This is a genomic window from Bacillus sp. REN10 (assembly GCF_016820555.1).
Classification (GTDB): Bacteria; Bacillota; Bacilli; order Bacillales; family Domibacillaceae; genus Bacillus_CE.
The window spans coordinates 125257-147947 of record NZ_JADHDW010000009.1; the positions used below are offsets into that span (position 1 = coordinate 125257).

The following is a 22691-nucleotide window of genomic DNA, read 5'->3' on the forward strand; positions in this document are numbered from 1 at the left end:
TTCTTCAGTATTGCTCTTTCCCATTGATCACTATTTTACTCACTGAACCATGCACATTAAGCGAGACCTCTTTCCAATCAGGCTGATACCCTCCGTGTAATTCTTCTGTTTCAACATATATCGTTTCATTTTGCTTCCATGCTTTCACATGTAATTGGAAATAGTCGCCTTCTTGATAAGCAAATGTCTCTCCATCATCATCATACAATGTGTATTCGCATACTTTTTCACTAGGGTAGATGTGAATACTTATGCTATTGGTCGGCTTAACGGTTTCCGCTTGTGGAAGAATGGTTCCTGCTTTAATAAACAGCGGCAGTTGATCCCATGGGGCCTCGGCTAAAATATGCTTCCCTCCTTTAATTAACTGATCTGTCCAATAATCTATCCACTCTCCTTCTGGCAAATAGACAACTCGATGATAGGTCGCAGGCTTTGTGATCGGAGCAACTAAAACATTCTCTCCAATTAAAAATTGATCAGCTAAATTAAATGTATGTTCATCTTCAGGATATTCCATCACGAGCGGCCGCATCACAGGTAAACCGGTAACGTTTGCCTCATGAAATAATGTGTAAAAGTGCGGAAGCCAGCGATAGCGGAGCTGAATATACTTTTTTATGATCGCTTCGGCTTCTTCTCCAAACGACCAAGGCTCTTGACGAACTGTCCCCAAATTGGAATGGTTGCGAAAATAAGGCATAAAAGCGCCAAGCTGTGTCCAGCGAACGAGTAAATCCGCATTCGTATCGTGAGCGAATCCGCCAACATCCGCTCCAGAAAGCGGCACACCAGACAGCCCGAGATTCATACACATCGGCATCGACATTTGCAAGTGCTCCCAAAAGCTGCGATTATCGCCTGTCCAAACAGCGGCGTACCGCTGCACCCCAGCAAACCCCGCACGTGTTAGTACAAAAGGACGTTTGCCTTTTAATAATTTTTTCAGCCCGCTATATGTCGCTTCCCCCATGAGTAAGCCATACACATTGTGAAGCTCACGATGCGTCTTCGGATAACCATCGTTTCCATGCAATACGTTTATATCCATCGTTTTCGTTTCGTTAAAGACCGCTGGCTCATTCATATCATTCCAAATACCTTCTACTCCAAGATCCGTGTAGAACTTTTGCCACTCTCCCCACCACTCACGCACATCTTGATTCGTGAAGTCGGGAAAAGCACTTTCTCCCGGCCAAACGTTCCCGAAATAAACATCGCCTTCTGCATATTGGCAAAAGTGTCCCGCTTGTATTCCTTCCAAATACACTGGATATTCTGGATCTTTTTTCACCCCTGGGTCAACAATCGGAACAACGCGAATGCCCGCTGCTTTTAACTCATTGATTAGTTGAGCTGGATTGGGAAAACGGTCGCGATTAAAAGTGAATACTCGATATCCTTCCATATAATGAATATCTAAATAAATCGCATCCAATGGAATGTCCTTCTCTTGAAAAATGCGGATGAGTTCCCTAACTTCTGCTTCTGTTTTATAGCTGTAACGCGATTGATGATAACCAAGTGCCCATTTCGGCGGCAAAGGCATCGTTCCTGTCAATCTTGTATATTGCTGAATAACGTCTTTTGGAGAAGGGCCAGCGATGATGTAATAATCCAGCTCTCCTCCAGCTGCTGAAAATGAATAACGATGATTTTCCTGCTTTAAGTCGAATACCGTTTCAAACGTATTATCAAAAAATACGCCATGCGCTTGTCCGCGTCGGAGCGTTATGAAAAAAGGGATCGATTGATACAGTGCATCCACTGCTGGATTATGCGGAGCAAACACATCAGAATTCCACATCGTCATTTTTTCGCCGCGCTTATCAAGAAAACTTGTTTTTTCTCCAAAACCGTAAAAATGGGCGTCTTCCTCCATCTCTTTAAAACAAATCACTTCCCCTGTACGCCGACTTGCCATGCCTCGATCGCCTTCATTAAGCAAAATATTCCCATTGGTATCTGTCACAAGAAGCCGAAACGGTGAAAGAGTGATTTGGGCTGCTAATTTTCCTCCTGTTATACACAGCGAATCAGCTAATTCTTCCACTTCAAATAGCACCGACTCGTTTTCCATTACAATCGCAACGCTTTGCTTCCTCATCGGAATGCTTGTTGGATTCATCGTAACGCGGATCATCTCTTCGCAATAATACTGAACAACGACGTAACCATTTTGACAACTTAAATAGACACCATCCGCCTCTCTCCGCCATTCCTTCACTTCTCCAATATCATGAAAATGCTCTTCATCCAGCTCTTTTTCCCGATCTGGGTGAATTGCGAAGCTTGTGTCATCCATTTCTTTCGCTCCTCCTTATTTACCGCTTTCTCGTTCATGCATATATTTCCCTCTTCCCTCTTCCTTCCCCTTCATTGATCACAAAATTATTACAAAACTTTTCATCGTCGCTAATCGCTGAAACGAGACAAAAACTGCTATATAACAACTTTGTAATATTCCTGTAACATTATTTAAAGGAACTGTAACCTATGAAACGACAATTTTCTGATATATTATCTACATAATAAAAATTAACTACATAAATAAACAGACAGAATATATAAACGAAAAGATAAGGGAAAGGAAACTAAGGTGAATCAAGTGAGAAAATTTCTAACAGTAGCATTCAGTTCTTTACTATTAAGCGCAAGTTTACTTTTACCGACTCAATCAGCAGACGCAGCTTATTCAAGAGAAAACGTGATCACAGAAGCAAAAAAACATATCGGCACTCCATACAGATGGGGTGGAACAACACCAGCAGGGTTTGATTGCTCTGGTTTCATCCAATACACACACAAGAAAAACGGTGTTTACCTTCCACGTACGGCAGCTCAAATGTACACAAAAGGAGTAAAAGTCGCTAAAACAGAAATGGAAGCTGGAGATTTAATTTTCTTTAGTACATACAAAAGTGGCGCGTCCCACGTTGGTATTTATTTAGGAGATAACCAGTTTATCCACTCTGCTTCTAAAGGTGTACGTATTGATAAAGTAAGTAATTCATATTGGTCCAAAAAATATTTAGGTTCAAAACGCCTAACAGATTAATATTTATAAAAAACCCGACTTACAGCAAGTCGGGTTTTTTGTGTAACAAAATCATTTATTCTTCTTTCCTTCCCTATGTAACATATCCCTGCCCATGTAATATTTCTTTAATATTATTTAATTGCCCTGTAACCTATGAAATGACAAATTTCTGTTATATTAACTACAGAACACATTAACCACATATATGAATCGACAACTATACATAATAAACGATAAGGGAAAGGAATTTAGGTGAATCAAGTGAAAAAATTATTAACAACCGTATGCAGTTCTTTATTATTAAGCGCAAGTTTACTTTTACCGACTCAATCAGCAGATGCAGCATCTTATTCAAAAGAGAACGTAATTAAAGAAGCAAAAAAACATATCGGCACACCGTACAGATGGGGCGGAACGACACCAGCAGGATTTGATTGCTCTGGTTTCATCCAATACACACACAAGAAAAATGGCGTTTCCCTTCCTCGCACAGCGGCTCAAATGTATACAAAAGGTGCCAAAGTCTCTAAATCAAGCATGCAACCTGGAGATTTAATGTACTTCAGCACGTATAAAAGAGGTGCTTCTCATGTTGGCATTTACTTAGGAAACAATCAATTTATTCATTCTGCGTCTAAAGGAGTGCGTATTGATAAAGTAAGCAACTCCTACTGGACAAAAAAATACATTGGCTCCAAACGCCTATAATTGAACGGACTCGCCCGGCTTCTAAATGAAAGCCGGGTTTTTACTTTCCCTTCGCTTTCCTCTCTGATTATGTAGTAAAATGGGAGAAGAAATATGACGAATGAGAGGGTTTAATATGAGTATTTTAACTGTTAATAACTTAAGTCATGGCTTTGGTGACCGGGCTATTTTTAATAATGTGTCATTTCGTTTACTAAAAGGCGAACATATCGGATTGATTGGAGCCAATGGTGAAGGCAAGTCCACTTTTATGAATATCATTACTGGTCAGCTTCAGCCTGATGAAGGAAAAGTAACGTGGTCGAAAAACGTCCGTGTTGGTTATTTAGATCAACATGCTGTTTTACAAAAAGGGATGACCATTCGCGACGTATTAAAGACCGCTTTCCAATACTTATTTGATTTAGAAACAGAGATGAATGAACTGTTCGGCAAAATGGGAGAAGCTTCTCCGGAGGAATTAGAAACATTGCTTGAAGAAACTGGCACACTGCAAGATATGCTGACGAATAATGATTTTTATATCATTGATGCGAAAGTAGAAGAAATTGCACGCGGGCTTGGTTTAGATGAGATTGGCCTTGATCGCGACGTTCATGACTTAAGCGGCGGACAGCGGACAAAGGTGTTACTGGCGAAGCTGTTATTAGAGAAGCCCGATATTTTATTGCTGGATGAGCCGACCAACTATTTAGATGAACAGCATATTGAATGGTTAAAACGTTACTTGCAAGAGTATGAAAATGCCTTTATTTTAATTTCGCATGATATTCCATTTTTAAACAGTGTCATTAATTTAATTTATCATATGGAAAACCAAGAGTTAAACCGCTACGCTGGCACTTACGATGAGTTCTTGAAAGTGTACGAAATGAAAAAACAGCAGCTAGAAGCGGCTTATAAAAAGCAGCAGCAAGAAATTGCCGATTTAAAGGATTTCGTTGCTCGTAACAAAGCACGAGTATCAACAAGAAATATGGCCATGTCCCGACAGAAAAAGCTTGATAAAATGGACGTGATTGAACTCGCTGCTGAGCGGCCAAAACCAGAATTTCATTTTAAAGAAGGCCGCACATCCGGGAAATTAATTTTTGAAACGAAAGATTTAGTAATTGGTTACAATGAACCTCTCTCTAAACCATTGAACTTGCGGATGGAACGCGGACAAAAAATTGCGCTCACAGGAGCAAATGGAATCGGAAAAACAACGCTTTTACGCAGTATTCTTGGCGAGATCAAACCGCTATCTGGTCAAGTCGAACGTGGGGAATATCTGCAAATCGGCTATTTCGAGCAAGAAGTGAAATCAGCCAATAACAACACATGTATTGAAGAAGTATGGTCGGAGTTCCCTTCCTTCACCCAATATGAAGTGCGGGCAACTTTGGCGAAATGCGGATTGACAACAAAGCATATTGAAAGCAAAGTAAGCGTTCTAAGCGGTGGAGAAAAAGCGAAAGTTCGCCTATGTAAATTAATTAATCAAGAAACAAACCTTTTAGTACTGGATGAGCCGACGAACCATTTAGATGTCGATGCCAAAGATGAACTTAAACGAGCGTTAAAAGCGTATAAAGGCAGCATCTTGCTTATCTCCCATGAGCCTGAATTTTATCAAGAAGTCGCAACAGAAATATGGAATTGTGAATCCTGGACGACAAAATTATTTTAATAAGGAAGTGACTGTATGGGGAAACGGATAGCTTTATCATGGAGCGGCGGCAAAGATAGCTGCATGGCCCTTGACCTACTAGTCAAGCAAGGCTATGAAGTTGCTTGCCTGATCACCACGGTGCCGCAAGAAATAGGCCGCACGTTTGGCCATGATGAAAAGACAGAATTAATTGAGCTGCAAAGTGCAGCTCTCTCCCTTCCGCTTCATTTTGTACGCTGTTCACTTGATCGCTATACGGAGACATTTATTGAGGATCTTACTCAGTTAAAAGAAACATTCCAGCTAGAAGGCATTGCCTTTGGCGATATTTATTTAGATGGCCACCGCGAATGGGGGGAGAATGTCGCCCATGCGGTGGGATTGCCTGCTTTTTATCCATTGTGGAGCAAAGAAGAGGACAGCTTGCGTTTGTTACAAAATTTCATTCAATCAGGTTATAAAGCGGTGGTCATTCGTATTCGCCTCGATGTACTAGATGACACTTGGCTTGGCAAATCGTTAAATGAAGACTTTTATGCAGACATCCAATCGCAAAATCTTTGCCCCATGGGTGAACATGGCGAGTTTCATACCTTCGTTTATGACGGCCCCTTGTTCCAGAAACCTATTGATTTAACGTACGGCGAAATAATTATAAGCGAACGAAGCAAAAGATTAGATATTGGAGCGAAGGCCGAATAAAAAATCGCCCGTCCTTTTAAAAAAGGAGGGCGATTTTTTATTGCCGTATGTTATTTTCTCTCATTAGCATCGACGGGCTTTCCCTTGTAGAATCGTTTTTTCTTGAGTTCGATGCCAAGTTCTCTAGCGATTTTTTTCAGTTCACGCTCTTCTCTTTCTGTTACAAATGAAATGACGGTTCCTTCTGCACCTGAGCGGCCGGTGCGACCAGCACGGTGCGTATATTGTGTAGCGTTTTTCGGCATGTCAAAATGTAAAACATGCGTCAACCCTTTAATGTCCAATCCTCTTGCCGCAACATCTGTGGCAAATAATAAAGGAAGATTACCTGCACGAAATTGCTTTAGAGCCCGCTCCCTTTCTTGCTTGTTTAAATCACTATGCAAAATGCCATTAGCAAATCCGTTGTAATCTAGTTTAGAAGCAAAGGCATTTACCTCGCCAATATCGTTCACAAAAGCTAGTAGACGTTCTGGTTCAAATCCGCGCATGACTCGTTCAATCATCACTTGTCGGTCGCGGCGATCGCACACAAAATAGAGATGCTCTACTTTCGAAGCTGGCATGTCCGTTTGACTCACTTTAATTACTTCCGCATCCTTCATCCACTGTTTAGCTGTTGCTTCTGTTTGAGATGACATCGTAGCAGAGAATAGAACAATTTGGCGGTCCTTCATGGTTGATTTAATGATTGCCTCTAAATTTTTTACATGCTCAGGCACTAATAGCTGGTCACCCTCGTCTAAAACGATCAGTTTGACTTCATGCATTTTTAATTTTTTCATTTGAATTAATTCCTGAATGCGCCCAGGTGTTCCCGCAACGATTTGCGGCTGCTTTTTCAGCTTGTCAATTTGACGTTTAATATTCGCCCCCCCGATAAAAGCAGCACTAGAAATTCCTCCACCCCACGCGCGGATTTCATCAGAAATCTGCATAATCAGTTCTCGAGAAGAGGCTAAAATGACTGCCTGTACAGCCTTCTTATCCGGGTTGATCTTTTCAAGCAACGGCAATAAATAAGCAAGTGTCTTCCCAGTCCCTGTGGGTGATTCAGCCAGTACATCGCGCCCTGCTAAAATAACAGGCACAGCTTTTTCCTGAATAGGCATTGGCTGACTGAAACCTGCCTTCTCCCACGCTTCCTGCAAAAACGGCTTCATTGTATTTAAAGTAGAAAATGTAATCGTCATAATAGCTCCTTTAATAAAAACACCAATCTTCACTGATGTAGTCTATACCTTCATTATGAAAAACTTTTTACATTTTCGCAATCCTTTGGCTAAAAGTTGAGTTTTTTCAATTGCGTTTGAATTTTTTACAATTTTTCGAAATAATATGACGTTGTTTGACAAGACACTAACTTTTATACTATTTTTAAATTATAAAATTCGTGACTACTAAATAAAAACACTATATAGGAGCTAGCATAATGGGCCGAAAGAAGGAAATTTATTCAGTTTTCATATTAATCGGCAGTTTATTGTCAATTGTCTTTTTATATCAATTAAGCAGAACAGGGCAACATCTTTTCATTGTTAATAGTTTTCTTTCTTTTCATACAGCACTAGAACTTTTAAGTATAGCTGTTGCTTTTTCGATTTCGTTGCAAGGTTGGCTTATTTTCCTGCATACTTTATCTAGACATCGTTTATTTATTTCTGCCGCATTTTTAAGTATTAGTATTTTTGATTTATTCCATGTGCTAACGTATAAAGGGATGCCCTTTTTCCTAATAGAAAGCTCAAGTCACAATGCCACTTGGTTTTGGTTAATTTCTCGATTTACGCTTGCGATTTCGCTTTTATTAATTTTTTTACAAGATGATAAAAAGATTAATAAAAAATTTCGAAACACTACGTTTTTTCTATTTATTTCTTATTCTTTAATTGTCAGCTTTATCATTATGACATCTTCTGAAAAACTACCTCTTTTAATTATAGAAGGGGTCGGACTAACTCCTGTAAAAAAAGGCATTGAGTACTTTATTTGCTTTCTATTTTTATGCACGATCCTTCTTATCTTCAAAAAATATTCTAAAGATAAGAACAAAGAATATTTTCCTCTCATTATCGCTTTAAGCTTAAGCTTGTTTAGTGAACTAATTTTCACTTTATACAATCATGTATATGATTGGATGAATTTGCTTGGCCATTTATTTAAAATGACCAGTTACTACTTTTTCCTTAAAGGCATTTATATGACAACCATTGAACGTCCATATTTAGAACAAAAGCAAATTCAAAAAGCATTAGAGGAAAGCGAACACCGTTTGAATACGGTTGTAAACATGGTGCCTACTGGTATTATGATCACAGATGCAGAAGGGAAATATCTATTTATTAACGATGCGGCCAAAAATATATTAGACGTTTTCAGTTATGATCAAATCCATCCTAGTCGTTTCAAAACATTGTATGGAGAACCGTATCCCGAAAACAAGCAAGTCATTCATCAAGTAAAATCTACTGGCGCATCCGTTTACGATGTGATGTACAAATTAGAACAGACAAACGGCAAAGATCAGATCCTATCGATTAACGCTGCCCCGATTTTTAATGAAAAGCAGGAAATTGTTCAAATTATTCATTCCATCACTGATATGACCGAACAAATAGAAACACAAAATAAAGTCAATTTCTTAGCTTATTATGATGAATTGACTGGCTTACCAAACCGATTTTATTTAAAGAAGCAACTGTCTGAGAGAATAGAATCTGGACATTTCTTTTGTTTATTTGTCATTAATTTAAACAGATTTAAACAGATTAATGAATCATTAGGGAGACAAATCGGAGACTTATTATTAATTGAAACATCAGAAAGATTGAAAACCTTGGTTTCTGAGCAGCAAGCAACCGTTGTTCGGTTAACTGGAGATGAATTTGCTATCCTTTGTGATGCATGCGACACACAAAATCGCCAAAAAATTGAACAACTCGCTTATAAAATCGTTAATCTATTTCAAACACCAATGATCTCCAAAGGATTGAATATGCGGATTACAGTCACAGTAGGAGTGACTGTTTCAATGCAAGCAAAAGATACGGAACAAATGTTAAATCAAGCAATCATGGCTATCAGTGAAGCCCGAAAAAATAATCGTTCTATTGCCATTTACAAAGCAGACATGGAACAAAAAGCTTACGAACAGCTCGTATTGGAGCATGACTTAAGCCAAGCCATTGAACTCAAGCAGCTATCGCTTTATTATCAGCCACAGATTGATCTGCAAACAGGAAAATTAGTGGGAGCTGAGGCGTTAATTCGCTGGTATCATCCCGAAAAAGGAATGATTTCTCCAGCTACTTTTATTCCTTTAGCAGAAAAGACAGGACTGATTCTTCCTATTGGCACATGGGTGATCGAGGAAGCTTGTAGACAACTCCGGCAATGGATGGATGAAGGACTTCCGCCTATGCGGATTTCTGTGAACTTATCATTAAAACAGTTTTTCCAAAATGATTTAACGCAAATCGTTTCTAATGTACTAAAGTCTTTTAACTTACAACCAGAGCAATTAGAATTAGAAATTACAGAAAGCATGACGTTAAACATTGATTTAGCATTAAAGAAATTAAACAAATTAAAAAGCCTTGGCGTGCAAATTGCTGTGGATGACTTCGGGACCGGCTATAGCTCCTTAAGTTATTTGCACCAATTTCCAGTCGATCGATTAAAAATTGACCAATCTTTTATTCAGCGGTTATTTATAGAGGAAAGCAGCGAACCGATCGTGGAAACTATTCTCTCGATGGGCAAACACTTAGGACTGGAGCTCATTGCTGAAGGAGTAGAAACAGAAGAACAAATGGAATTTTTAAAACAGCTACACTGTAAGGAAATTCAAGGCTATTACATAAGTAAACCACTACCAGCTGAAAATTTTTGCCAATTTGTACAAAATAGATAATACAAAAAGGGTCGGAATGAGCTCCGACCCTTTCATTTGTTTATTCTTTCGCATTCGTTGGCATTTCCATCGTTCGCGGATTGTCATCAATATGAGGCTGCAAGTAAGCTTCCCGCACTTCATGCCTCATCCATCCCATCATGCCTAAAACGAGCAGAAATGAAGCCATGGCTCCAAGAAATGCACGATAGGAATCCTTTTTATCCGTCACATATAAAAACGCTAACAAAACAAGTGTAACAATAATGGACCCACCTAACAGCCCTGTCGTTAAAGAGTTTCCTCCCATATAAAGCAGCATGACATCTCGCTTTAACGCAAATAAAACAAGTGTTCCTGCTGCAAATTGACACAATGTAACCCAAAATGTCGCTTTAATACCGATCTTTCTTACATGATGATCGGCTTCCTCTTCTAGATAACTCGGCTCCTGCTTTTTCTTCGATCGATACTTAAATGTATAGAACAAATAAAGATATAATCCGCCAGCAGCAAAGCTTGATAACATAAAGTGGGCATATCTTTGCCATACTTGCGGGTAATAGAATAAGCCGTGGAAAAATCCGCTTGATTCCATCCATTTTTCCGGATACAGCATCGCAACTACATTCACGATAAAAATAAGCGGAACAAATAAGAGAATCAAACATGCTGCTAAACCAATCATTAAATGCAATGCTTTCTTATTTTTGAGCTTTTCCCAAAGGAATTTGTAAGCGTATAAAAGCAGGAAAGCAACGATTAACAGTATAATAATGCTTAACCATGCTTTACCGATTAAAATCGTAGATGCATAAAAATATTGGGTATACACAATACTCACTAATAAAATCGGACCAACGCCGAGAACAACGGCAATACTTTTATGAATCGACGCGTGATACGAACAAATTTGCGCGAGGCGATCATACAGTGCACTTTGTTTTTTAATCCCAACCGCTTCTAAAATAACCGCTCCTGTAGCCAGCGAAATCGTCACGTTGACAAAAATAATATGTAATATAAACGTGGCAATTAATAAAACGGTTAACAAGCCCATGTCACCTGGTATTGGGAGCTGAATGTCATTGGGTATTGGCAACGCTTGCGCTAGAATCATGTTCCTTCTCCCCCTTTACCTGTTGTGTATCCTTTCCTTCATTGACAACATTGTACAAGTAATGACTGAGCGCCTCTAGCTCTTCATCTGTTCCGACAAATGGTGGCATCACTGGGCGAACATTATGCATCGTCGGAATAAAGCTTTTAATTGTTTCCTCTGACCAGCCGTCTAAACGTTTGCTTAATGCCCGCTTCGATCGCCAGCCATCAACTGTGTGGCAAGTCATACATTGGCCTTGATACACTTCTTGCCCCGCTTCATACATATTGTCAGTTGTGACATCTGTTGTTTTAGCGAAAGTGGAATGAGCAAGAACGCCCTCTTTATTAAGTTTTTCTGCATCCTTCGCTAGGACCCCATTTGCATACATATAATCATAAATCACGAACGGCTTCCGGACGGATTCGCGAACGAACTCGAATTCAGCGATAAAGCCCATAGAAGCAGCCAGTACCGCAAAAGATAAAATGAGCGGCATTGTTTTTGGCTTTATTGCCATCCAAAAAATAAAGAGCAAAATAACCCCTAAACCAGTTAAATTGATGATGTCGAACATTTTTTCGCTCATTCCTGTGGAATAAACGACTAAATCATACGCTTCTTGAGGAATCGATTGTAAATACCAAATAGCTGTAATTAAAATCGCAGGAATGGAAATGGCCGCCCATACAGAGAAAATACGAAAGATCTCCTGCTTCAAATTGTCATCTTTAATGCGCCATTTAACGAAGAAAGACACGATTCCAATCGCCAATAATAAGGCTAAAAACGTTCTAAACCCTAGTGAAGGCAAGTACGTTGGATTGAAAAACGCATGCCAAAAAGAGAATGTCTCCGTCCATTTACCGGGCGTCAATTTAGCTGCGAGCACACCCGTAATAATCGCGGCAGTAATCCATGAAAAAATACATAGGGCAATACCAATGCGGATATGTTTCATCTTTTTCGCCGTTTCTTTATACAAATCCCAAGTGTAATAATAAATAATTAAAAGAACGACTTCTGTAATAAAAACAATCCACTCAGCTACCCATGCCCAGAAGAAAATACGCAAAAGTGAACCGATCGAATCTGGCTGAATGACCGTCGTTGAAAACCAAATCCCTACTCCTGTCATAGCTCCTGCTGTTGTTGTAATGATCAAAATCCATTTCGCCATGTTTCTAGCAAAGGCATCCAGTTTGAGATCCTTCTTTCGAAATGCGTTATACTCGGCAGTGACCATTAATGTTGTTGCTCCAATTGCCACACCGTGACTAATAATGACATGCACAATCGCGATTAAAGCAATAATCGTCCCATTCCCAAACCAAGGAAACTCGACAGTTGGAAAGTTCAAGTTCATAACCCCCTTAACAAATAAATGAATGTCATCTAAAAGGTTACGGTAACATTTTGAGATAAGTGTGAAGAAATGGGGATTGTTGTTAAATCGTTAAACTTCCTTCCTATAAACTTCATAAACAAACAATATTCTTCAATCTTTTTTCAATCGTGTGAACAAACTAACTGACTAAGAAAAGCAAAGCGTGGAAACCAATAAAGAAACTTCTCCAGCCTCTGGATTCAATCCTAGTATTATTTTTATCCCTCTTCTGCTCTAGCAGATATATAATTATACTAATGGAAGGTTTAAAGAAAGGCGGAGGCATGTGGGACAAACAAGGATTTATCTTATTCTAGTAGGCACGATGATGATTTGGGGCGTGAATGTGTCGTTCATTAAAATTTTGGTGGAGCATTTTCTGCCTGTCACCATTACAGCACTGCGAATTTTCACAGCCTCTCTAGCGGTATTCTTTACGCTTGGCATCATGAAAAGTGTTCGGTGGCCTCAAGGAAAAGAATGGGGATATATTTTCGGCGGATCGCTCTTAAGCGTCGTCTGTCATCATTATTTTTTAGCGGAAGGTTTGACGGAAACGTCCGCAACGAATGCCGGGCTTATTTTAGGATTAGGTCCGTTGCTAACAGCTTTATTTGCTACTATCTTATTAAAAGGAACACTCACCATTGCTAGATGGATTGGCTTTCTGCTTGGCGGAGCTGGTGTGAGCTTCACTGTACTTGCTGGTGGAACAGGCGTTAGTGCCGTGACAGCCGGAGATGTCGATATTTTTCTTGCTATTCTTTCTCAAGCACTCAGCTTTATTCTTATTAAAAAAGCAGCGGCTACACTTGATCCTCGACTATTAACAGGCTATATGCTGTTTTTGGGATCAATCATGCTATTTGTGATTAGCTTATGGATGGAACCACAAGGTCTCACTCGGCTATCAGGCGCTCCTCCCCTCGTTTGGGTCGTGTTCTTCTTTTCAGCAATTATGGCGACCGCATTTGGCCATATGATTTACAATTATGCCATTGGAAAAATTGGCGCAGCAGAAGCGTCCATTTTTATGAATTTGAGCACCTTTTTTTCACTCGTTGGTGCAGCCGTATTGCTCGGTGAGGCGATGCTACCGGCCCATTTGATCGGATTTATCTTCATCGTCTCCGGCGTCCTTCTTGGTTCCGGTTCTTTAGAAGAATTATGGCTGCAGCGAAAAAGAAATATACACATGCAAAAGCGGAGCTGATATTTAGCTCCGCTTTCACCTTGAAACAAAAGGGTTATCTGTGATCCAAAAGCGCCACGGGTAGTCTTTCGCTTCTCCAGAATTATCAATGCCTATTCGCGGTCCGACAGAAATTTCTTCTGGTATCACCCCTTCTGCAATAAACAGCGGCGGCTCATCAAAGCGACGTCCGTAATCTTCCATCGTAATCCCCATCGCTTTCGTTAGCTTACCTGGACCGCTTGTCAAGTTTTTCAGTGGCATCGTCCCCCGTCGTTCAAACATCAATTCCACGCCTTCACACGGTTCTACCGCTCGAATGAGAACTGCTTCTGGCTCCTCCACTTCTCCACTCACCACATTCAATAAACAATGCGTATGCATCACATATGTATACACATGCCCTGCTTCTTGAAACATAATCTCCGTCCTTTTCGTGCGGCGATTATTAAAGCTATGAGCCGCTCGGTCATGAGACCCGCGATACGCTTCTGTTTCGACAATATAGCCGGCTGTCGTTCCTTCATCCGTAATTTTAACTAATGTACATCCTAATAACGCTCTTGCTAATTGCAATGTCGGCTGCTGATAAAACTCTTTATTTAATAGGTGGTACTGCTTCATATTTCTCTCCTTCTTTTCGTTGATTTAATGGAAAAACATAGTGGAGTATCTTACAATAATGGATAGAACAATTTAAGGGAGGTCATCGTATGGCAATCATCGGCTGGGCTAGCTTAGCCATCTTTCTCATCGCAATCCTGTATTTAGTCATCTCTGGTATAAGCATTTTTAAAACAATGCAACCGAAATTAAAGCGACTGCAATCGGCGGCAGAGCGAATCAACGAGCAGCAAATGAAACTGCAAACAGAAGTGCAAGCCTTGACAGCTCATCAAGAAAGCATTCAGCAAGACATCCAACTGAAAAAAGAAATTTTCACACAATTCATCGAAGAAGCGAAACAAACACCAGGAACGATCAAACAGTTAGCGATCGCCTTGAAAAACAAATGGTTCTAAATGAAATCGAGGCAAATGGTATCATTCCCTTTGCCTCGATTGTTTATTTGATTTAGTAGGCGGCTTTAAAGACTGTTGACTCATTTACATGGACCGAAAATCACCCCTACGCTTTACTAGTGCTTAATGGAAAAGTAACCTCTACTAAAGTTCCTCTCCCCACCTCACTGGTGATGTTCATTTGAGCATGGTGAGCTTCAATAATGCGGTAGCTGACCATTAATCCAAGGCCTGTGCCCTTTTCTTTCGTGCTATAAAAAGGTTCCCCAATTTTCGCTAACCGCTCCTTTGAAATGCCTGTTCCTTCATCTTGAAATGTCAACACCATTTCATTTCCTATTAACTTTGTCTTAATATGCACTTGACCGCCGTTTGGCATCGCTTCAATTGCATTTTTTAAAATGTTGATAAACACTTGCTTCATTTGATTTTGGTCACAATAAGTAATCGGCAAACTATGAGAGAATTCGCTCTTAATCTCTACCCCGTTCATATTCGCCTGAGCGGCTAACAATATAATGACATCTTGAATTAATTTATTCATATTTGTTGGCTGAAACTTCATTGCTTGCGGTTTGCCAAGAACGAGAAATTCATTCACAATCATACTAATTCGATCAATTTCTGAATCAACCACTTCTAAATAAGGCTGCTTTTGCTGTGAGTCTTCTTTCATTAGCTGAACAAACCCTTTAATTGAAGTAAGCGGATTTCTAATTTCGTGAGCGACTCCAGCAGCTAACTCTCCAACAATTGTGAGCTTTTCTGATGTTCTAATCCACTCTTCCGCTTGAATTCTCTCCGTTATATCCGTTGATACATAAAGCGTTTGTTCCAAATGATTTAAAGCGGAAAAAATCGGCAAGTGCGCGGTTTCTACATGACGCATTTCACCTTTTGAGTTAATAAACATTTCACGTGTAAAAGAATGCTCTTGCCCAACTTCTTGCTTTTGTCTAAAGGAAAAATCGGATACTTTCTTTCCTTCAAAATCAGCCACTTCTCGTCCAAGAAACGAAGCAAAGGATTGATTAACAAACGTAAAGTATCCTTCTCTATCCACCGCATAAATATAGCTCGGATTCATATCGATCACCGTGCGGAAGAAGTCTTTTTGTCTCTGTAATTCCTCTTCTTTGCGTTGTAAGTTCAATTTCGAAGTTCGCATATGTTCGACCATTTCATTAAAGCGAGTCGAAAGCACCCCGATCTCACCTTTGACGATCGTTGATATTCTTTGCCGATCATCCCCTTTGGCTACTAAGTCAACTGCCGTATACAATCGGCGAATGGGCTTCACAAGATCTTGAGCATATAAAGCTGTCAGCACAGATAAGATGACAACAACGAATAGCGACATAATGAACAATGCTTTCATAAATAGATGATATTGATAATAGACATCTTCTTTTGGCACTTCCATGACCACGCCCCAATCCATTAAGGGAACATATTCAAAAGAAGCAAAATAATCCAAATCCTTTTGTTTTATGGCTCCTATATCTCCTGATTCATGCTTCTTTAATTTTTGAACAGCAGGATGATTGGACATATCTTTGCCGATTTGTGTTACATCAGGATGAGAAATCACCCTCCCTTGGTGATCAACAATGAAAGCGGATCCCGTTTTTTCATAACCAAACTTATACGTTTGAAAGATCGTTTGAAAGTTTCTGTTTTCTTTAATCCATAAAGTCAAAGTAATAATTCGGCTTACTTCTCCATCTGCTAAGATCGGGACCGAAAAAACGAGCACAGGTCCATGCGATGGCATGTTTAACACATCACTCACATAAGGCTGTTTTGTTTCCAACGGACGTTGAAAGTACACTTCATCTTTTACACTTTTAGGCGGTGAATGTTCTTCCTTTGGAAAATAAACTTGCACATTTCCTTCTTTATCTACAATTAACGCACTATCAATAAAGGAAGACACTTCGCTTAACATCCCTAATTCCTTATATAGTACATCCGGATCAGAGGATTGCAATTCCTCCCTCGACTGAACATGAACCGCGAGAGTTTTCATATCTTCTGCTACGACTGATATTTTCTCTTTAATCCGTTTCGCATTTCGATCGGTCACTTCACGATAAAGGTCTTGAGTAATGTCAGGAAGAAGGATACGAGAAGCGGTAAAAACAAAAAATAATACCGTAAAAATAACAGCCAGATTAATGAGGAATATCTTCCAAAAAATATATGATTTATACCACTTCATTTGTCTCACCTAAGCTTCTGATTTATGAGATCATTTTAAGTCCATCTTACCAAATGCCCTATTCTCTTGTATAGATGTACTAAAAACGAGCTTTGACTGATTCATGCGCTAGCAATCACACTCTTGAACCAATTTAACAACAAAAAAGACCTGTCTCCTACGTAAACAATTTCCATGTTTTCGCAGGAGACAAGCCCTTTTACGAGATACTCTCGTTAGTATATGCATATATTCGTAACTCACAACGCTTTTGAATGAGTTTTTTCTTCCTATTTTGGAATGAAACCGCCGCGGTTTTGTTCCACATCGTCGTTTATGATAAGCCTAAACGACCTAAGCCCTGCCTTCTCTTAAGTCCTTGCGGCTCCGAAGCCGCTCCAGTGTGAATAAGTCTTCCTCAAAAACATAGCAGAATGCCAATTTTTATATCAAACGTTTCAAGTTACTTTATGATTAGAATTACCATATTATCACTTAAAACATCATCTGTCAACCATTTTTATTCATCGCTAGAAAGAACTTGATCATGCCATAGGTTACTTCTTCGGGAAGTTGCTCTTTAATCGGCTTTAGTTTATCGGCTCCGACCTTTTCCACTGCTTGTTCGAGTAATGATCGATAAACACCGGGAACAAGCGAAGACAACTCCACCTCTAGCCCTTCTTCTATACACTGGGCTAAATGATTTTCAATCGTATAGACGGATAGGTCACGCCTTTCCGCGATTTCTTCGACTGTCAATTGCTCTTGATGCAAAGCGAGTGTTTCGAGATGTGAACCGCTCACCGACTTTTTCTTCGATGTAGAGGAAGTAGTGGAAACATTGACTCTCTCCCTTTCCGGATGCTCCTTCACAAATTGACTAATGACCTCTAAAAAGTCCGTTCCATATCTTTCTAGCTTGCTACTCCCGACTCCGCTCACCATTAGAAACTCTTCATCTGACTGAGGAAGCTTCGCACACATATCTTGTAGCGTTGAATCTGAAAATATGACAAAAGGTGCAACACCCGCTCCTTGGGCCAGTTGCTTCCGTAAGCTTCGCAATTGTTCAAACAACGGATCATCTTTCGCAATTTGCTTCGTTTGTACCACTTCTTTTCGATAAACAGATTGCTGGCCTAGTAAAACAGCTTTGCCGCTACTGGTAACAAAAATCGTTGGATATGTTCCATGCTCTACACCAAGCAGTTCTTGAGAAATTAAAAACTCAATAAAGTGACTCACTTCTTTCGCACTTTGCTGTTTTAAAATACCATATGTAGACAATTGATCAAAGCCAAGCTCAAGCAATTTTTTATTTCTCGAACCTGTTAACACTTGAGCCGTCATTGACTTCCCAAAACGTTGCCCCATGCGAATGACGCATGATAGCACCATTTGGGCTTCTTTCGTAACATCCACACGGTTTCTTGAATCCGTACAGTTGCCGCAGCGTCCACACGGTTCTGCAGAAGGATCTCCAAAATATTTCACAATAAAACTTTGCAAGCAGCTTTCAGTATGGCAATAATCAACCATTAGCTGCAGCTTCTCTAACTCTTTCGGAATCCGTTCACGCTCCAGCGACTGATCGATTAAAAAGCGCTGTGTTTGCACATCTTGTGAAGAATAAAGCAAAATACATTCACTCGGCAGCCCATCCCGGCCAGCGCGCCCAGCTTCTTGATAATAGCTTTCCATATTTTTCGGCAGTTGAAAATGAAGGACATACCGAATGTTGGATTTATCTATCCCCATCCCAAACGCATTAGTCGCTACCATCACTGATGCCTGATCGTTTAAAAAGCGTTCTTGCTCACTCATTCGTTCTGCATCACTCATCCCCGCATGATAACGAGCAACTGAAAGATTATTTTTTTTAAGAAGTTCAAACAGCTGATCAACGGTTTTTCTCGTAGCAGCATAAATGATTCCTGCTTCTTTTTCATTCTTTTTAATATAATCTTTTAAAAATAGCTGGCGATCTTGTCCTTGAATAACAGAGAAAGAAAGGTTTTCGCGTTCAAATCCTGTCATGACCGTATGGCTATCATCAATAGAAAGCAAATGGCAAATATCCTTGCGAACTTGCGGAGTAGCCGTCGCTGTTAATGCCAGCACAATTGGCCTTCTAACAAGCATATCTGCCAACCGTTGAATTTGTCGGTAACTCGGTCGAAAATCATGCCCCCATTGCGAAATACAGTGGGCTTCATCGACCGCTACAAGAGGAATCGGTATCTCTCTTAGCTCTTCAATAAAAGAAAAAGACTCTAATCGCTCCGGTGCTATGTATAATAATTTATATTCTCCGTGCTTAGCTGCCATCATTGTCTCCCGAACCTCTTTCGGACTGAGTGAGCTATTAATATAAGCAGCAGAAATACCAGCCTCTAACAATGTATCAACTTGATCTTTCATCAAAGAAATCAGCGGAGAAATCACAATCGTCGTTCCTTCAAACACAAGTGCCGGGATTTGATAGCAAATCGACTTCCCGCCCCCCGTCGGCATCACACAAATCGTATTTCGTCCCGCAAGGACATGCTCAATCGCCTGCTCCTGTCCTTTGCGGAATGCGGAATAGCCAAAATGAGATTGCAACAATTGTTGGGCTTGTTGAAGCATTATTCCACCCCTTTTTGTTTTTTCATTATTATAACACGAGAGATTAACACAAAAGGTTGGCGCCGAGAGAAGTTTTTAACGTCTGGATTTCTGAATTTTTTCTTCCACCTTCATGACTGTTTCTTTGACCTTTGCGACTGCTTCTTTGACTTTCACAGCTTGTCTTCAACCATCACAACCGCTTCTTTGACTTCCTCAGCTTTTCTTTGCCTTTCCACGCTTTATTTCTGTTCCTTATTTCTCTATAATAGGAGTAACTATAGCATACATAGAAAGGCTGGTTGCAGTTTGGAACAACATTCATCAAATTTTATCAGAACGATTATTACAGAGGATTTGAAGTCGGGCAAACGGGATCATGTTATCACCCGCTTTCCGCCTGAACCTAACGGATACTTACATATCGGTCATGCGAAATCCATCGTGATCAATTTTGGGTTAGCCGATGATTTTAACGGAAAAACGAATTTGCGGTTTGATGATACAAACCCTTTGAAGGAAGATCAAGAGTATGTGGATTCGATCAAAGAAGATGTGAAGTGGCTCGGCTATGAGTGGGATGAGCTGCGCTATGCTTCTGACTACTTTGAAGAAATGTACAATCGAGCGGTTTTATTAATTAAAAAAGGAAAAGCCTATGTCGATGATTTAACAGCAGAAGAAATGCGTGAATATCGCGGAACATTAACAGAGCCCGGAAAAGAAAGTCCTTATCGCAATCGTTCCATTGAAGAGAATTTAGACTTATTTGAAAAAATGCGTAACGGCGAATTTGAAAATGGCTCTAAAGTATTGCGAGCTAAAATTGATATGGCGTCTCCAAACTTAAACTTGCGTGACCCTGCTTTATACCGAGTGGCTCATGCCAGCCATCACAACACTGGGGACAAATGGTGCATCTATCCAATGTATGATTTTGCTCATCCACTAGAAGATGCAATGGAAGGAATTACTCACTCTCTTTGTACAACAGAGTTTGAAGACCACCGTCCGCTTTATGACTGGGTCGTAAAAGAATGTGAGATGGAGCATCAGCCGCAACAAATTGAGTTTGGTCGTTTAAATATTTCCAATACCGTTATGAGTAAACGGAAATTAAAACAGCTCGTCGACGAAGGGTTTGTGGACGGTTGGGATGACCCGCGCTTGCCAACTATTTCTGGATTGCGAAGAAAAGGCTACACACCGGAAGCGATTCGTGATTTCATTAATGAAATCGGTGTTTCTAAAGGTTCTGGTGTGGTCGATTCAGCGATGCTTGAACACTTTGTTCGCGAAGACTTAAAATTAAAAGCTCCTCGAACAATGGGTGTATTAAAGCCACTGAAAATCGTGATCACTAACTATCCTGAAGGCCAAATCGAGTGGCTTGATGCAGAAATCAATCCTGAAAATCCTGAAATGGGCATGCGAAAAATTCCTTTTTCTCGTGAAATCTATGTAGAGCAAGAAGATTTCATGGAGAACCCGCCGAAGAAGTATTTCCGCCTCTTCCCCGGCAATGAAGTTCGCTTAAAACATGCGTATTTCATTAAATGTGAAGAAGTAATTAAAGATGAAAACGGTGAAGTCATTGAACTTCGCTGTACTTATGATCCAGAAACAAAGAGCGGCTCCGGTTTTACTGGCCGCAAAGTGAAAGGAACATTGCACTGGGTTGATGCCACTCATGCAATTCCAGCTGAGTTTCGTCTCTATGAACCGCTTATTTTAGATGCAGAAGAAGAGGAAGAAAACAGCGAGGGAAAAACGTTCTTAGATTATGTGAATAAGAATTCCCTAGAAATCGTGGAAGGTTTCATTGAGCCAAATATGAAAGATGTGAAACCTCAAGATAAATTCCAATTTTTCCGCCACGGCTACTTCAATGTAGATCCAAAACATACAACCGAAGACAAGATTGTCTTTAACCGAATTGTTTCTTTAAAAAGCTCGTTTAAATTAAAATAATTAATAAGGGACTGGCGCTTAAAGGATTATATACCTTTTGAGAGCCAGTCCCTTTACTATATTTATTGATCCTGCGAGTTTTTCATTGCTTTTGTCATTCATCAACAAAAATGAAAGCGTTTTATTGTTTTTGAGCAACATTGAAAAGATATATGACAAAATTATAAAATTATTATGAAATCACAATAACTTCTTAGGAGGTGCAATAATAATGGAAGCTTTAACTAGAGATTTTTTCTTATTTTTATCCAAAAATAATTTTCTTAATAAATTAGCTCAAAGCAGCGGTGGCAACTTTGCAGCAGGAAAAATTATAGGCGGAACAGACTTCCAAAGCTCGATTCGATTCATTCGTGAATTGAACAAACAAGGTTTATCAGTTACAGTGGACCACCTTGGAGAATTTGTCGATTCAAAGGAAGTAGCAAATGAAAGAACAGAAGAATGTATTCAAACGATCGAAATGATCAAAAGAGAAAACTTGGATTCACAAGTTTCCTTAAAAATGACATCTTTAGGTTTGGATATCGATCGTAATTTAGTGGTTGAAAACATGACAAGAATTTTAGATACAGCGGAAAAAAACCAAATCATGGTTACTATTGACATGGAAGATGTGCCGCGTTGCCAAGCCACTCTTGATCTATTTAAGCAATTTAAAGAAAAATATCATTATGTCAGTACAGTGTTGCAAGCATATCTTTATCGCACAGAAGCCGATTTAGAAGATGTAAGCGATTACAAGCCATTTCTACGTCTTGTAAAAGGAGCATATAAAGAAGCACCGGAACACGCTTATCCTGAGAAAAAAGATGTAGATGAAAATTATAAAAAACTGATCGCCCAAAGTTTATTAAACGGGAACTACACAGCAGTTGCTTCTCATGATGACAATATCATCGAGTTCACAAAGGAATTTGCGAAAAAGAATAATATTTCTAACGAGCAATTCGAATTTCAAATGCTTTACGGCATGAGAAACAAGACACAGCTTGAACTGGTGAAGCATGGTTACAAAATGCGCGTTTATGTACCATATGGTCTGGACTGGTACGGCTACTTCATGAGACGACTAGCTGAACGTCCTGCAAATATCGCCTTTGTTTTCAAAGGCATGGTGAAAAAATAAAAGGAGAAAATATCATGATTCCATATAAACACGAACCATTTACAGACTTTTCACAAGAAGAAAATAAAAAAGCGTATCAAGA

16 protein-coding genes and 1 pseudogene are annotated in these 22691 nt (G+C 39.7%); 10 read left to right on the plus strand and 7 right to left on the minus strand.

What is annotated here, in order from left to right; translation table 11 throughout:
* Window positions 1-4: 4 nt before the first annotated feature.
* Window positions 5-2305, minus strand: a complete 2301-nt coding sequence (locus IRB43_RS13190; protein WP_203363949.1) for a glycoside hydrolase family 31 protein — start codon at window positions 2303-2305, stop codon at window positions 5-7.
* A gap of 402 nt (window positions 2306-2707) precedes the next feature.
* Here IRB43_RS13190 and IRB43_RS18275 point away from each other — a divergent pair.
* From IRB43_RS18275 to IRB43_RS13210, 5 genes and pseudogenes are all read left to right on the plus strand, one after another.
* A pseudogene (locus IRB43_RS18275) lies at window positions 2708-2801 on the plus strand (C40 family peptidase); the annotation flags it as partial.
* A complete protein-coding gene (locus IRB43_RS18280) occupies window positions 2792-3058 on the plus strand; it encodes a C40 family peptidase (RefSeq protein ID WP_481748150.1) in 267 nt (88 codons plus the stop codon). The pseudogene IRB43_RS18275 and the gene IRB43_RS18280, both read left to right, overlap by 10 nt.
* A gap of 243 nt (window positions 3059-3301) precedes the next feature.
* Complete coding sequence (locus tag IRB43_RS13200) at window positions 3302-3748, plus strand: NlpC/P60 family protein (RefSeq protein WP_203363951.1); 447 nt, start codon at window positions 3302-3304, stop codon at window positions 3746-3748.
* Window positions 3749-3863: 115 nt separating this feature from the next.
* On the plus strand, window positions 3864-5420 hold the full coding sequence (locus IRB43_RS13205; protein WP_203363952.1) for an ABC-F family ATP-binding cassette domain-containing protein: 1557 nt from the start codon (window positions 3864-3866) through the stop codon (window positions 5418-5420).
* A 15-nt stretch (window positions 5421-5435) separates the two neighbouring features.
* The gene (locus IRB43_RS13210) at window positions 5436-6104 is read left to right on the plus strand and encodes a Dph6-related ATP pyrophosphatase (RefSeq protein ID WP_203363953.1); all 669 of its coding nucleotides are present in this window, start codon (window positions 5436-5438) and stop codon (window positions 6102-6104) included.
* 50 nt (window positions 6105-6154) lie between these two features.
* Here the strand turns inward: IRB43_RS13210 and IRB43_RS13215 are convergent, their stop codons facing one another.
* The gene (locus tag IRB43_RS13215; protein WP_203363954.1) at window positions 6155-7297 is read right to left on the minus strand and encodes a DEAD/DEAH box helicase; all 1143 of its coding nucleotides are present in this window, start codon (window positions 7295-7297) and stop codon (window positions 6155-6157) included.
* 239 nt (window positions 7298-7536) lie between these two features.
* Between IRB43_RS13215 and IRB43_RS13220 the strand changes: the two genes are divergently transcribed.
* Window positions 7537-10017, plus strand: a complete 2481-nt coding sequence (locus IRB43_RS13220; protein WP_203363955.1) for a bifunctional diguanylate cyclase/phosphodiesterase — start codon at window positions 7537-7539, stop codon at window positions 10015-10017.
* A 40-nt stretch (window positions 10018-10057) separates the two neighbouring features.
* Here IRB43_RS13220 and IRB43_RS13225 read toward each other — a convergent pair whose 3' ends face one another.
* Window positions 10058-11116, minus strand: a complete 1059-nt coding sequence (locus tag IRB43_RS13225) for a cytochrome c class I (RefSeq protein WP_203363956.1) — start codon at window positions 11114-11116, stop codon at window positions 10058-10060.
* Window positions 11082-12458 carry a c-type cytochrome gene (locus IRB43_RS13230; protein WP_203363957.1) on the minus strand — a complete coding sequence of 459 codons (1377 nt, stop codon included), beginning with the start codon at window positions 12456-12458 and terminating at the stop codon, window positions 11082-11084. Before IRB43_RS13230 ends, IRB43_RS13225 begins: the two co-directional genes overlap by 35 nt.
* Before the next feature lie 313 nt (window positions 12459-12771).
* On the opposite strand from IRB43_RS13230, the gene IRB43_RS13235 reads away from it, so the two are divergent.
* The gene (locus IRB43_RS13235) at window positions 12772-13698 is read left to right on the plus strand and encodes an EamA family transporter (RefSeq protein WP_203363958.1); all 927 of its coding nucleotides are present in this window, start codon (window positions 12772-12774) and stop codon (window positions 13696-13698) included.
* 15 nt (window positions 13699-13713) lie between these two features.
* On the opposite strand, the gene IRB43_RS13240 is transcribed toward IRB43_RS13235, so the two are convergent.
* On the minus strand, window positions 13714-14301 hold the full coding sequence (locus IRB43_RS13240; protein WP_203363959.1) for a DNA-3-methyladenine glycosylase: 588 nt from the start codon (window positions 14299-14301) through the stop codon (window positions 13714-13716).
* A gap of 89 nt (window positions 14302-14390) precedes the next feature.
* Between IRB43_RS13240 and IRB43_RS13245 the strand changes: the two genes are divergently transcribed.
* The gene (locus IRB43_RS13245; RefSeq protein ID WP_203363960.1) at window positions 14391-14699 is read left to right on the plus strand and encodes a DUF948 domain-containing protein; all 309 of its coding nucleotides are present in this window, start codon (window positions 14391-14393) and stop codon (window positions 14697-14699) included.
* 106 nt (window positions 14700-14805) lie between these two features.
* On the opposite strand, the gene IRB43_RS13250 is transcribed toward IRB43_RS13245, so the two are convergent.
* On the minus strand, window positions 14806-16920 hold the full coding sequence (locus tag IRB43_RS13250) for a PAS domain-containing sensor histidine kinase (RefSeq protein ID WP_203363961.1): 2115 nt from the start codon (window positions 16918-16920) through the stop codon (window positions 14806-14808).
* Window positions 16921-17409: 489 nt separating this feature from the next.
* Window positions 17410-19530: a DNA helicase RecQ gene (gene recQ, locus IRB43_RS13255; protein ID WP_203363962.1), complete on the minus strand. Its 2121-nt coding sequence runs from the start codon at window positions 19528-19530 to the stop codon at window positions 17410-17412.
* Window positions 19531-19818: 288 nt separating this feature from the next.
* Here recQ and IRB43_RS13260 point away from each other — a divergent pair, with 288 nt between their 5' ends.
* Complete coding sequence (locus IRB43_RS13260; protein ID WP_203363963.1) at window positions 19819-21480, plus strand: glutamine--tRNA ligase/YqeY domain fusion protein; 1662 nt, start codon at window positions 19819-19821, stop codon at window positions 21478-21480.
* A 211-nt stretch (window positions 21481-21691) separates the two neighbouring features.
* Window positions 21692-22609 (plus strand): proline dehydrogenase family protein, encoded by a 918-nt coding sequence (locus tag IRB43_RS13265; protein ID WP_203363964.1) that lies wholly within the window; start codon window positions 21692-21694, stop codon window positions 22607-22609.
* Window positions 22610-22691: the final 82 nt, after the last annotated feature.

Coding starts and splice junctions, on each gene's coding strand:
- IRB43_RS13190 (WP_203363949.1), bottom strand. CDS start 2,305: ATGGATGACACAAGCTTCGCAATTCACCCAGATCGGGAAAAAGAGCTG.
- IRB43_RS13205 (WP_203363952.1), top strand. CDS start 3,864: ATGAGTATTTTAACTGTTAATAACTTAAGTCATGGCTTTGGTGACCGG.
- IRB43_RS13210 (WP_203363953.1), top strand. CDS start 5,436: ATGGGGAAACGGATAGCTTTATCATGGAGCGGCGGCAAAGATAGCTGC.
- IRB43_RS13215 (WP_203363954.1), bottom strand. CDS start 7,297: ATGACGATTACATTTTCTACTTTAAATACAATGAAGCCGTTTTTGCAG.
- IRB43_RS13220 (WP_203363955.1), top strand. CDS start 7,537: ATGGGCCGAAAGAAGGAAATTTATTCAGTTTTCATATTAATCGGCAGT.
- IRB43_RS13225 (WP_203363956.1), bottom strand. CDS start 11,116: ATGATTCTAGCGCAAGCGTTGCCAATACCCAATGACATTCAGCTCCCA.
- IRB43_RS13240 (WP_203363959.1), bottom strand. CDS start 14,301: ATGAAGCAGTACCACCTATTAAATAAAGAGTTTTATCAGCAGCCGACA.
- IRB43_RS13245 (WP_203363960.1), top strand. CDS start 14,391: ATGGCAATCATCGGCTGGGCTAGCTTAGCCATCTTTCTCATCGCAATC.
- IRB43_RS13250 (WP_203363961.1), bottom strand. CDS start 16,920: ATGAAGTGGTATAAATCATATATTTTTTGGAAGATATTCCTCATTAAT.
- recQ (WP_203363962.1), bottom strand. CDS start 19,530: ATGCTTCAACAAGCCCAACAATTGTTGCAATCTCATTTTGGCTATTCC.
- IRB43_RS13265 (WP_203363964.1), top strand. CDS start 21,692: ATGGAAGCTTTAACTAGAGATTTTTTCTTATTTTTATCCAAAAATAAT.